The sequence below is a fragment of the Massilia hydrophila genome (assembly GCF_020208145.1).
Lineage (GTDB): Bacteria > Pseudomonadota > Gammaproteobacteria > Burkholderiales > Burkholderiaceae_D > Telluria > Telluria hydrophila.
On record NZ_JAHYBX010000001.1, the window covers coordinates 1,321,769 to 1,334,384 of the forward strand.

At 67.3% G+C, this 12,616-nt stretch carries 10 protein-coding genes; 3 read left to right on the top strand and 7 right to left on the bottom strand.

All coding sequences use genetic code 11. The annotated features are described in order from the left end of the window. The first annotated feature begins 26 nt into the window (after positions 1-26). The gene (locus tag LE190_RS06055) at positions 27-1,217 is read left to right on the top strand and encodes a GGDEF domain-containing protein (protein WP_225237830.1); all 1,191 of its coding nucleotides are present in this window, start codon (positions 27-29) and stop codon (positions 1,215-1,217) included. Positions 1,218-1,223: 6 nt separating this feature from the next. On the opposite strand, the gene LE190_RS06060 is transcribed toward LE190_RS06055, so the two are convergent. Continuing rightward, entirely contained in the window at positions 1,224-1,715 is a 492-nt protein-coding gene (locus LE190_RS06060) for a DUF4124 domain-containing protein (protein ID WP_225237831.1), read from the bottom strand. 167 nt (positions 1,716-1,882) lie between these two features. Between LE190_RS06060 and guaB the strand changes: the two genes are divergently transcribed. Next, positions 1,883-3,343, top strand: a complete 1,461-nt coding sequence (guaB, locus tag LE190_RS06065) for an IMP dehydrogenase (RefSeq protein ID WP_225237832.1) — start codon at positions 1,883-1,885, stop codon at positions 3,341-3,343. Positions 3,344-3,415: 72 nt separating this feature from the next. Next, positions 3,416-5,026, top strand: a complete 1,611-nt coding sequence (guaA, locus tag LE190_RS06070) for a glutamine-hydrolyzing GMP synthase (protein ID WP_225237833.1) — start codon at positions 3,416-3,418, stop codon at positions 5,024-5,026. Positions 5,027-5,092: 66 nt separating this feature from the next. Here the strand turns inward: guaA and LE190_RS06075 are convergent, their stop codons facing one another. The 6 genes from LE190_RS06075 to LE190_RS06100 all read right to left on the bottom strand — a co-directional run bounded on the left by LE190_RS06075 (position 5,093) and on the right by LE190_RS06100 (position 12,615). Next, a complete protein-coding gene (locus LE190_RS06075) occupies positions 5,093-5,845 on the bottom strand; it encodes an MBL fold metallo-hydrolase (RefSeq protein ID WP_225237834.1) in 753 nt (250 codons plus the stop codon). A 14-nt stretch (positions 5,846-5,859) separates the two neighbouring features. Continuing rightward, complete coding sequence (locus tag LE190_RS06080) at positions 5,860-6,654, bottom strand: sulfite exporter TauE/SafE family protein (protein WP_225237835.1); 795 nt, start codon at positions 6,652-6,654, stop codon at positions 5,860-5,862. A gap of 6 nt (positions 6,655-6,660) precedes the next feature. Beyond that, on the bottom strand, positions 6,661-9,543 hold the full coding sequence (locus LE190_RS06085; RefSeq protein WP_225237836.1) for an insulinase family protein: 2,883 nt from the start codon (positions 9,541-9,543) through the stop codon (positions 6,661-6,663). A gap of 53 nt (positions 9,544-9,596) precedes the next feature. Beyond that, positions 9,597-10,466: a hypothetical protein gene (locus LE190_RS06090; RefSeq protein ID WP_225237837.1), complete on the bottom strand. Its 870-nt coding sequence runs from the start codon at positions 10,464-10,466 to the stop codon at positions 9,597-9,599. Positions 10,467-10,468: 2 nt separating this feature from the next. Next, a complete protein-coding gene (gene trxA / locus LE190_RS06095; protein ID WP_225237838.1) occupies positions 10,469-10,798 on the bottom strand; it encodes a thioredoxin in 330 nt (109 codons plus the stop codon). Between the two features lie 89 nt (positions 10,799-10,887). After that, positions 10,888-12,615, bottom strand: a complete 1,728-nt coding sequence (locus LE190_RS06100) for an ABC transporter ATP-binding protein/permease (protein ID WP_225237839.1) — start codon at positions 12,613-12,615, stop codon at positions 10,888-10,890. Position 12,616: the final 1 nt, after the last annotated feature.

Consider the following 12,616-nt stretch of genomic DNA (forward strand, 5'->3'; position numbering starts at 1 on the left):
CCTCCATTCTCCGCCGCCGTCTTTCCATGCTGAGTACCCTGAGTCTGCTGTTGGTGACCACCGCCATGTCGGTGGTCATGCTGCTGGTCCTGAGTTCGCTCGCGGACAGCAAGCTGGCCGGCATCCGCGAATGGGGGCAGGCGAACGCGGTGGCGATTCCGGCGCTGCTGCTGTTCGCCGCGCGCGGCATCCTGCCGGACCTGCTCACCATCGAACTGGCCAACGCCGTCTTTCTCGGCACCAGCACCCTGATGTATGTCGGATTCCGGCGCCACCTGGGCCAGCCGGTACCCTGGCGCATGCTGGCGGCAGGCGCAGCTGCGGCGTGGAGCGGCGTCGTGGTGTTCCACCTCGGCCATGAATCGATGCCGCTGCGGATCGCGTCGGTGTCGGCCTACCACAGCGCGCTTTGTTTCGGGATCTTCGCTAGCGTGCCCGCGGCGCGGGAAGCGCGCCTGCGCTACGCCTACCGCTTCACCCGGACCGCCGCGCTGCTGCTGGGCGTAGGCCATGTGTGCCGCGGCCTCTACTATGCGCTGGACGCCTACCGGCCGGTGCTGCTGCCCCCGGACACGGCGAATCTGATGTTCTTCGCGATCGGCACCCTGGCCCTGCCAGCCCTGACGCTGGGTGCGGTAATGATGGCGAATGCCCGCGTGATTGCCGACACCAGCTACGCCGCCGACCACGACTACCTGACCGGCGCGCCGTCGCGGCGCGCCTTCTTCACCCTGGCCGAACGCGAGCTGGCCAGGGCCCGGCGCAAGTCAAGCGGCCTGGGCCTGCTTCTGGTCGATGCCGACCACTTCAAGCGCATCAACGACACCTACGGCCATGGGGTCGGCGACCAGGTGCTGTGCGACCTGGTGGCGCGCACCCAGGGGGTGATCCGCGAAGTCGACTATTGCGCCCGCCTCGGCGGCGAAGAATTCGCCGTGCTGCTGCCGGACGCCGATGCCGCATCCGCGCTGGCCGTGGCCGAGCGCCTGCGCGCCGCGCTCGACCGGCCGGCGCGCGACGCCGCCAGTCCGCAAGGCGTGGCCTATACGGTGAGCATCGGCCTGGCCATGCTCGAAGGGGGAGAAAGCATCGGCGAACTCATGCAGCGGGCCGACCGCGCCCTGTACGGGGCCAAGACGGCCGGGCGCAACCGCGTGGTGTGCGCCCCAATCCAGGGCGCGCCTGGCGTGCCGGGCGTGCCGCTGCCGGGCGGCTGAGGCACGTCAGGGGCACTGGGCCAGCATCCGCCTGGCGCGCGCCAGTTCCTCGGCGCGTTCCTGGTCCGTGACGAAGCGCCGTTCTCCGTTCGCATCCACCTTCGCAACGCGGATGCCCGACTCCGCCTGGGCCTGTACCTCGCGTGCGCGCTCGCAGTTCTCCAGCAGGGCGCGCTGGCGCGCGGCCTCCTCGGCCCGTTTCTTTTCCTGCTCTTCGCGCTGCCTTGCGCGCTGCACATAGTCCGCTTCGCGCTCGGCCAGCGTCGGCGCCGGCTTGGCATGCGCGGGTGCGGCGGCGGAGGTGGGCGCCGGTCCCGGCGCAGGGCGCGCGGGCATTTTCAGGATGCGCTGCGGCGGCGTCGAGGGTGGTGGTGGCTGGTCGGAAAAATGGCGCGTGCCCTTGGCATCGATCCAGGAATACTGGGCCTGGGCACCGCCGGCGCCCAGCAGCAGGGCGCACAGGAGCGCCAGGCGGCGGGAAGGGAAGGGAGTTTGCATAAGCTGTCCTGGGGTAACAGGTTGATTTCGCCATGCTTCGCTCCGGCTGTCAATCAATGCGGGTAGCGCCGATATGTTCTCCGATACTTGCGCCGATATTTGGCCAGGGCTGCGACAGGCGTTTCCAGTTTCTGTATAATTCACTTTTGCGCCTATAGGAAAATGCTATGCGTCTACTCCAAAAAGCACTCACGTTCGATGACGTGCTGCTCGTCCCGGCCTACTCCAATGTTCTTCCGGCCGAAACTTCCCTTCGCACCAAACTGACCAGGAATATCACGCTGAATATCCCGCTGCTGTCGGCCGCGATGGATACCGTGACCGAAGCACGCCTGGCGATCGCGATGGCTCAGGAGGGCGGCATCGGCATCATCCACAAGAACCTGAGGCCGGCCGACCAGGCCAGGGAAGTGGCGCGCGTCAAGCGTTTCGAGGCCGGCGTGCTGCGCGACCCGATCACGATTCCTCCGACCATGAAGATCCGCGAAGTGCTGGCGCTGTCGCAACAGCACGGCATCAGCGGCTTCCCGGTGGTCGAGGGCAAGCAGGTGGTCGGCATCATCACCAACCGCGACCTGCGCTTCGAGGAAGACCTGGACGCGGAAGCCCGCGCCAAGATGACCCCGCGTGAAAAGCTCGTCTACGTCAACGAAGACGCCGACACCGAGGAAGCCAAGCGGCTGATGAACAAGCACCGCCTCGAGCGTGTGCTGGTCGTCAACGAGGACTTCGAGCTGCGCGGCCTGATCACCGTGAAGGACATCCAGAAGTCGCACGAGCACCCGCTGGCGTCCAAGGATTCGCAGGGCAAGCTGCTGGTCGGCGCCGCGGTCGGCGTCGGCGCGCGCGACGAGGAACGCATCGAGCTGCTGGTCGCGGCCGGCGTGGACGTGCTGGTGGTGGACACCGCCCACGGCCATTCGCAGGGCATCCTCGACCGTGTGAAATGGATCAAGGAACGCTACCCGCACGTGGACGTCATCGGCGGCAACATCGCCACCGCCGCCGCCGCGCGCGCCCTCGTCGAACACGGCGCGGACGCGGTCAAGGTCGGCATCGGCCCTGGCTCGATCTGCACCACCCGCATCGTGGCCGGCGTGGGCGTGCCCCAGATCACCGCGATCTCGAACGTGGCCAAGGCGCTGGAAGGCACGGGCGTGCCCTGCATCGCCGACGGCGGCATCCGCTTCTCGGGCGACATCTCGAAGGCGCTGGCGGCGGGCGCGCATACCGTCATGATGGGCAGCATGTTCGCCGGCACCGACGAAGCGCCGGGCGAAACCATCCTGTACCAGGGCCGCAGCTACAAATCCTACCGCGGCATGGGCAGCCTGGGTGCGATGGCCGAGGGCTCGGCTGACCGCTATTTCCAGGAAGCGTCGAGCAAGGCCGACAAGTTCGTCCCGGAAGGCATCGAGGGCCGCGTCGCCTACAAAGGCAGCGTGCTGGCGATCATCTTCCAGCTGACCGGCGGCATCCGCCAGTCGATGGGCTACTGCGGTTGCTCGACCATCGAGGAACTGCGCGAGAAGGCCGAGTTCGTCGAGATCACGTCCGCCGGCATGCGCGAATCGCACGTGCACGACGTGCAGATCACCAAGGAAGCGCCGAACTACCGTTCGGAATAAACCGTCCATGAAACGCGGCCCGAGGGCCGCGTTTTCGCATTACCCGATTCATTTTCTATCCTTGCCCTCTCCATGCATTCGAAAATCCTCATCCTCGATTTCGGTTCCCAGGTCACCCAGCTGATCGCCCGCCGCGTGCGCGACGCCGGCGTGTTCTCCGAAGTCTTCCCCTACGATGTCAGCGACGAGTTCATCCGCAACTACGGTGCCGCCGGCGTGATCCTGTCGGGCAGCCACAACTCCACGCTGGAGGGCGATTCCCCGCGCGCCCCGCAGGCCGTGTTCGAGCTCGGCGTGCCGGTGCTGGGCATCTGCTACGGCATGCAGACCATGGCCGCCCAGCTCGGCGGCAAGGTCGAGAACGGCAAGGTGCGTGAATTCGGCTATGCCGAGGTGCGCGCCCGCGGCCATACGGCCCTGCTGAACGGCATCAACGATTTCGTCACCGGTGAAGGCCACGGCATGCTGCGCGTGTGGATGAGCCACGGCGACAAGGTACTGGACATGCCGCCGGGCTTCAAGCTGATGGGCTCCACCGACAGCTGCCCGATCGCCGCCATGGCCGACGAGGAGCGCCGCTTCTACGCGCTGCAGTTCCACCCGGAAGTGACCCACACCAGCCAGGGCGAAGCCATCATCGGCCGCTTCGTGCACGAGATCTGCGGCTGCAAGTCGGACTGGAACATGCCGGACTACATCGGCGAAGCCGTGCAGAAGATCCGCGAGCAGGTCGGCACCGATGAAGTCATCCTCGGCCTGTCGGGCGGCGTCGACTCGAGCGTGGCCGCGGCCCTGATCCACCGCGCCATCGGCGACCAGCTGACCTGCGTGTTCGTCGACCACGGCCTGCTGCGCAAGGACGAGGGCAAGATGGTGATGGACATGTTCTCGAAAAACCTCGGCGTGAAGGTGCTGCGCATCGACGCCGAAGACCAGTTTATGGGTCACCTGGCCGGCGTCACCGACCCCGAACAGAAGCGCAAGATCATCGGCCGCGAATTCGTCGAGGTGTTCCAGGTCGAGGCAGGCAAGCTGACCAATGCCAAATGGCTGGCGCAGGGCACGATCTACCCGGACGTGATCGAATCGGCCGGCAAAGGTAAAAAAGGCCAGACCATCAAGAGCCACCACAACGTGGGCGGCCTGCCGGAAACCCTGAACCTGAAACTGCTCGAGCCGCTGCGCGAGCTGTTCAAGGACGAGGTGCGCAAACTCGGCGTGGCTCTGGGCCTGCCGCACGACATGGTCTACCGCCATCCGTTCCCTGGCCCGGGCCTGGGCGTGCGCATTCTCGGCGAGGTCAAGAAGGAATACGCTGATCTGCTGCGCGAAGCGGATGCGATCTTCATCGAAGAGCTGCGCAATACGCCGTTCGAGCTGCCGGCGGTGGCGGGCATCGATCCGGGCAAGGCGCCGACGAACTGGTACGAGGCGACCAGCCAGGCGTTTGCCGTGTTCCTGCCGGTCAAATCCGTGGGCGTGATGGGCGACGGCCGTACCTACGAGTACGTGGTGGCGCTGCGCGCGGTGCAGACCCTGGACTTCATGACGGCGCAGTGGGCACATTTGCCTCACTCGTTGCTGGGCAAGGTGTCGAACCGCATCATCAACGAGGTGCGTGGGCTGAATCGTGTTGTGTACGATATTTCGGGGAAGCCGCCTGCGACGATCGAATGGGAGTGATGGGAGTATCTAAGCAATTGATTTTGAAGTGAAAAATGAAGAGCCGTTGATCATTCGTATGAATAATCAACGGCTTTTATATTTTCTTTTGGGCAGGTTTGGCGCTTCGTTCATTCCGCCGCCGGAACCGTCTTGGGGGAGGCCGAGCGCACGATTGGCGGGCACGGCCACGTCAATGAGTTTCGGTTTGGGCAAGTCGAGCTTGTCCATCAGCTCGGCGAAGCCAGCGCAGTCGCGCCCGACCAGCCGCTTGTTGTGCCGCCTTTCCCAGCCGATGCTGGACACGCTGCGGCCCTGGTAGTCATGGCCCGGCCAGACCCGGGTCGCGTCCGGCAGCGCGAACAGCTTGCCGGTGATGCTGTGATAGAGGGTGCGGGCGTCGCCACCCTGGAAGTCGGTGCGGCCGCAGCCATCGATGAGCAGGGTGTCGCCGGTGAAGACATTTTCCCGCCACAGGAAACTCATGCTGCCGGCGGTATGGCCGGGCGTGTGCAGGGCGTGGATCGTTTCGCCGGCGCCGAAGGACAGCATGGCCCCGTCTTCGAGCTGCACCTCCGCAGCCTCGATCCCGCAGCCACGCGGCGCGGCGGCCCTGGCGCCGGTGCGCATGCGCAGGGCGCCAGCCGAGGTCACATGGTCGGCATGGGCGTGGGTCTCGAGAACGTAGGTCAGCCGCAGCCCGAGACGTTCGAGCAGCGCGAGGTCGCGTTCCAGATGCCGGGCGACGGGGTCGATGATGACGGCTTCGTGCCCGTCTGGCGCAACCAGGAGGTAGGTAAAAGTCGATGATTCGGTATCGAACAGCTGGATCGGGTACATGGGTTTCTCAAGATTCAGGTGTGTAGCAGCGCGCCGGCCAGCATGGCCGCTGCGGTGAGCGCCGCCAGGGCGGCGAAGGCCTTGTGGATGCTCGCTTCGGACAGCCGCCCGCCAAGGATGCGCCCGGCAAGCATGCCCGCCAGGGTGCCGGCGCAGAAAGGCAGCGCCAGCTGCCAGGCCAGGGCGCCGCTGGCGATGCCGGCCGCCACGCCGCTCAGCGACACCATGGCGACCACTGCCAGCGAGGTCGCGACGACCGAGGCCATCGGGAGATCGGTGGCGCGGAGCAGCGCCGGAACCACCACGAAGCCACCGCCCACGCCCAGCAGCCCGGACAGCAGGCCGGCAAGGCCTCCGGACGCGGACAGCAGGCGCGCGCAGCGCGAGGTCCAGCGCAGGCGCCCGGTGGCCGGATCGCGCCGGCATGCCGGCTGGCGGATGGCCGCGGACTGCCGGCCAGCCCCGCGCCGCCAGCTGTTGCGCGCCACGTGCAGCAGGACGAGTGCGAACAGGACAGCCAGCCAGTGCTTGCCGACGCGCTGCGCGGTCCACAGGCCCAGCGGGGCAAGCAGGATGCCGCTGCCCGCGATGAGCAGCGCCGCCCGGTAGCGCACGATTCCGTCACGCAGGCCGAGCACCGCGTTGCCGGCGGCGCCGATGCCGACCGCCACCAGGGCGACCGGGCCGGCCTCGACCATGCTCATGCCGGCGCCAAGCACCAGCAAGGGCACCGCCAGCACGCCTCCGCCGGCGCCCGTCAGCGCGAGGATCAGTCCGACCGTCAGGCCGAGCAGCGCAGTGGCGATCATGCTGCCTCAGGTCGCTGCCTGGTCCGCAGCGGCAACGGCGAGCAGGTCGACCACCCCGAGGCCTGCCAGGTCCTGGCCCGTATTGCCGACGAAGGCTGCACGGTTCGGCGTGCGCAGGCGCAGCCAGCGATGCACCGCAGCCTTGATCCCTTCTGCCGTGCAGTTCAGTACCCCGCTGCGGAAGCGGGCGCGGTCGGCGGGGGCGATGCCGCGGCGCTGCAGGTTCAGGGAGAGCAGCACGGCGTCGAACGGCGACGCGGGACGGTCCAGGCCCTTGATGACGGAGATGATGGCCTGCTCGACCTGTTCGTCCGGGAAGTCCGTGGCCGCCAGGCCCTCGATGGCGGCCGCGAAGTCGGCATACGTGCCCGCCATGCGCGGATCGCGGAAGGACTTCATCGCGAAGATGGCGGCACCAGGAACATAGCCGGCGCCGCCGCCGTAGGCGCCGCCTTTCTCGCGGATGGCCGTATGCAGGAACTGGTGGGTGAGCAGTTCGGCGGCCACCGCCAGCGCCGGCGCGTCCGGGTGGCGCTCGTCGGGCACGGACCACGCGATGTGGCAGTGATTCACCTGGCCCGGCACATGCAGGGCGCAGTCCTTGCGCACGCCGGCCACAGCCGTGGCTCCCCGGTCGGCGGGGCCTGCGGTGAACGCGTTCGCGGACGGCGGCGCGATGCGCTCCGCGAGCGCCTGGGCGTCGGCGCCGCTGCCGGCGCAGACGACAGTGGCCGGGCAGGCGGTCACCAGGGCGTGGATACGCGCCAGGTGGCGGGCAATCCATGCCACCCCTTCGTCGCTGGCGGCGCGGGCCTGGAGGCCGGTGACGAAGGGCAGGTAGCCGATGCCGGCCGTGGCGTTCTCGAAATAGCGCAGGGGGGAGCCGGGCGCGCCCGCAGCCAGGTTCGCATAGTGGTCGCCCATCTGGGCCAGGTTCTTGATCCGGTGTTGCGCCATCTGCGTGCACAGGAAGGCGATACGCGGGAACTCGTCGAAACGCGGGCTGCCGACATACGCCCGGATTACATCGGCGATTCCTTCCTGCTCCTCGCGCAGGCCGCTCGCCTGGAAGCTCAGGGCCAGCCGAAGCGCGCCGTCGTTCAATGCCGGAGACAGCTGCAGGCCGAAGGCGGGTGCGGCCTGCTGGCGCCAGGCGTCGGCCTGGTCGTAACTGCGCTCGCCGACGCCCAGGTCCCTGCGCAGGTCGACGTACAGCTGCAGCCAGGGCCAATCCTGCTCGTCAAGTGCCGTGACATCGTATTGCACGCGCGCGTAGGAAATTCCGTTGGAGGCGATCGAGACGGCGTGGCAGCCGGTTTGTGGGGCGAGCTGCGGCAGGGGGCGTGGCTGGGGGGAGACATCGCGCGGCGTGATGCGCGGCAGGACCGACGTATCCGTCGGCTGGCCTTGCAGCGCCAGCAGTGCGGCGTTGTCCGCTTCGATGCGGCTGCGGTCGGCTGCGCTCAGGCCGGCCTGCTCGCGCGCCAGGCGCGCCGCTTCCGCCGCGTCGCGTTTCGCGAAATATTCCGGATCGGGGACGACGGTGGCCGTCAGGCGCGCCGGCGACTCGAGCAGTCCACGCACCAGGCCCTCGAAGAAGCCCGGCTCGGCGATCCGCTGTTCCAGTTGGCCGAGCGCGCGTTCGCTGTCGAAGGAATCCTTCACGTCGCCGCCGCGCATCGCCACCGGCACCGCAGTCAGCATGCGCATCAGGACATTCGGCATCTGGCCGCTTGCCGTGTTGCGCTGCTGGTAGCGGATGTCGCGCAGCGCCGCGCGCAGGACGGCTTCCGGCACCCCGCGCTGCGCGGCTTGCTCGAGCGCGCCCCGGATGCGGATCTGGGCATCGGCCACCTGGTGCTGCTCCAGCCCTTCCATGCCGAGGTGGAAGGCGAGCTGGCGTGCGCTGTCGTCGATGCCGTTCATGCGCGAAGGACGGCCATAGCCGGCCGATTCCATGGCCTTGCGCAGCGGCGCGGAGGCATCGCCGAGCAGGCCGGCTTCCAGCAGGCGGGCCTGCTGGAACACGCTGCTGTCGGCCGACTCGCCGAGGATCCAGGCGAACTGGATGCCGAATCCGTCGTCGCGTCCCGCCTGCGCCGGGACCTTGATGACCGCCTGGCGCGGCGCTTCCAGCGCAGCGAGCTGCGGCATCTTCAGGGGCGCGCTGCCGGTCAGCCGCGACAGCACGCGCTCGGCGATGCGTTGCTGGATCTCCCGGGCCGGCACCGGGCCGGCGGTCATGAACACCGCCTGGGACGGATGGTAGTGACTGGCGTGGAATTCCTTGAGCGCGGCATGGGTGAGGTCGGGAATGTCCAGCGGGTCGCCGCCGGAGACGGCTTCATACGTGGTTCCCTGGAACAGGTTGGCCAGCAAGCCGTGGTACAGGGCCCGGCCCGGATCGGCGAAGGCGCCTTTCATTTCGTTGAACACGACCCCCTGGTAGCCCAGCTTGCCGCCGTCGAGCACGTGGCGCCAGCCTTCCTGCCGGAAGTTCAGGTAATCGAGCTTGGGGAAGAAAGTGGCGTCCAGGTAGACGTCGAGCAGGTTGAAATAGTCGCGGGCGTCGGTGCTGACGAAGGGATAGACCGTGCGGTCGGCATAGGTCATCGCGTTCATGAAGGTGGCCGTCGAGCGCCGCATCATGGAAAAGAAGGGGTCGCGCACCGGGTAGCGCTCGGAACCCGACAGGGCCAGGTGCTCGAGGATGTGGGCGCGGCCGTCGCTGTTGTCGGGCACGGTGGGAAATGCGACCAGGAAGGCCAGGTCGGCCTCGTCGTTCGCCAGGTGGATGTGGCGCGCGCCGGTCGAGGGGTCGCGGTATTCCTCCAGGGTGGCCTGGAGCGAGGGGATGGCGTGGGTGCGCAGCAGTTCGAATGGGCTCATGGTCGTTCCGGAAAACGGCACGGCGGCAGGGAAGCCGCCGGCGGAGGGATGGTTCAGGCGGCCTTCAGGAGGTCGATCAGCAGGTCGGCAGCGTAAGGATAGGCATCCTTGTGCGCATCGCGATCGACCTGGTTCTTTACGCGGATCATGCGGGCATCGTCCGGATAATGCTCCTCCAGGAAGTCGAAGACGGTCTTGGTCTTCTGCAGCTCGGGATTGTCCTTGATGTAAGTGTCGAACATCTCCTGCAGGTGAGCGCGCAGGGTCGGCTCGTAGTCACTGCGCCAGCCCGCATCGATCGATGCGATCAAGGTGCGCGCCTCGACCCAGGTGCGCAGCGTGTCGTAGACCACGACGGGGGAGCTGGCCGGATTCCACGCTGCTGTCTCGACGCATTTCAGCAGGGCGAGTGCCTGTTCGTCGTCCGCTTTGAGCTCGTCCGTGGCGGCCGTGGCGGCGCGCCGTGCCGCACGCCACTGCGGGGCAGGGACCTGCTCGCCGGCCGCCACGCGCCGGTGCAGCTGCTCCACCTCGGCCAGCGCCTGCGCCGCCGTCCCGGCCGGTGCGCTCAGGCGCGTCTGCAGGTCGGCGAGAAGCTGGAGGATGAAGCGGCTGCCGACCGGTTCCAGGTCGGCGCCCGGGTGGATCGCCTGGAGCAGACGGGCGCCCAGGGCGGCTGCGCTTTCCGGCGAGCCGCTGCCTTCGGCCAGCTTGTCGGCCACAAGGGCCAGCCATTGCGGCAGGCCGAGTTCGGTTTCCCAGCAGGCCGGGTCAGGGTTTTCGAGCAGGCAGCCGACCAGGCTTCCCTGCTCGCCGGACCAGCGGAAAGCGCCCGGCACGAGGCGCTTGGCCTCGGCATGGGCGGCCAGGCGGCCGACCAGTGCGGATTTGGCTTCGGTACTGCCATTGAATGCGGTTCCCATGCTCACGCCTCCAGGTGCTGGTCGACCAGGGCCGCGAGGCGGGTCTTCGAGGTCAGGCCGAGCACGCGCTCGCGCTCGACGCCGTCGACGAACAGCAGGAGGCTGGGCAGGCCGCGCACCTTGCATTGCTCGGAGACCGCGCGGTTTTCGTCGGAGTTGACCTTGACCACGCGGATTTCCGGGTATTCGTCGGCCAGGCCGTCGAGGATCGGTGCCAGCGCGCGGCAGGGGCCGCACCATTCGGCCCAGAAATCGACCAGTACGACGCCGGGTGCTTGCAGGACGTCCGCCTCGAAGGAGGCGTCGGTCGCCTTGATGATGTTCTTGCTCATGTGTTTTCTCTTATTAAAGGTAGTGAGGCCAACCAGAGCAGGATAGCTGCTCCGGCCGCCCAGAATCAGTACGGATCACCCCTATTCTGTCAGGCACTCTGCGTGAGCGCCTCAGTACAGTTTTCGGTGTGCGGGCGGATCTCGAGCACGCGGTCGTGGAAGCGGGCCAGTTCGGCGCGGTGGGCGACGCTGATGATGGTCGCCGTAGGCAATGCTTCAGTCAGCGCCGTGTACAGACGGGTCTCCAGAGCCGGGTCGAGCGCGCTGGTGGCTTCGTCCAGGAACACGAAGTCGGGAGCGTGCAGCAATACGCGTGCGAAGGCCACCCGCTGCTGTTCGCCACCGGACAGCTGCTGCTGCCAGTTGTCGAAGGCGTACAGATCCGGAATGCGGTGGTCGAGCCCACAGTAGGCCAGCACCTGCCTGCAGTGCGCATCGTCGAAGGCGTCCTGGGAATGCGGGTAGCACATCGCCTGCTTGAAGGGGCCACTGGGCAGGTAGCTGCGCTGCGGCACGAACATCAGCCTGGCGCCCTCGGGAACGGCCACGCTGCCGGCACCATGAGGCCACAGGCCGGCCAGCACGCGCAGGAGCGTACTCTTGCCCGCACCCGATGGGCCGCGCACCATCCAACGCTCGCCCGGTGCGAAGCGCAGTGGCCCGACTTCGGTCAGGATGCGCTGCAGCGGATCGCGCACCGTCAACGTCCCGGTCGTCAGAGCGGAAGACGGCTTGTGCGCCAGCGCGAAGCCGCTCCGGCGTTGCTGGGCCTTGTGGATCGCCCACTGCAGGTCGCGCACGCGGTTGGCATTCGCGAGCCAGCTGGCGTAGCCCTGGTAGGCCTGGGCGAAGAAGTTCAGGGAGTTGCTCAACATGCCGTAAGCGCCGGCGACCCGGGTGATGCCGCCCATCGTGAGCTCGCCGGCCAAGTAGCGCGGCAACGCCGCCAGGATGGGCAAGCCCGTGAACACTTGGCCATAGACGGATTGGGTCATCAGGATCTTGGCCTGGCGCCCGATCAGCGATACCGTATTGAAACGGATCTTGGCGAACAGCCTCGTCAGCCTGGAGCGCTCGGCCTCGGCGCCGCCATAGAAGGCAATCTGCTCGGCATTCTCGCGCACCTGCATGGCGGCGAAGCGGTAGTCGGCCTCGACGCCCTGGCGCTCCATGTTCAGGCCGATCATGCGCTTGCCGACCCAGTGCACCAGCGCCAGCAGCGTGAAGTTGTAGGCGAAGGCGATGAACACCATGTAGCCGGGGATGGCGAAGCCGACGCCGCCGGCATTGAAGCGCAGGATGCCCGACAGTCCCCACAGCAGGGCCGAGTAGGTCACCACGTTGACGATCACGCTCAGGAAGTTGAGCGAGAGCGTGAGCGTCTGGTCCGTGAACATCCTGACGTCTTCGGCGATCCGCTGGTCGGCATTGGACAGTACGCCTTCGCGCTCGATATCGTAGAACGCATGGGCGCCGAGCCACTCGCGCTGCAGCTTCTCGGTCAGCCAGGTGCGCCAGCGCAGGTCGATCAGGCCTTGCAGCGCCGTGTTCACGACCGTCGTCACGGCAGCGATGAGGCCCGCGACGACGGTCAGTGCCATGACCGGCCAGATGCGCTCCCATTTCATGCTGATCAGGGCGTCCGTTACCTCGCCCGACAGCTTGTTGGCCCAGATATGGAGCGAGGCCGAGCCGAACATGATGGACAGCACGACTGCCAGCATCAGGTAGGCTTGCCAGCTCCGTGATTCGCGCCAGAAACTGAAAACCAGGGTGCGAAGCCTGGGCCTGGGAGGATCCTGCACATGTTCACGCATA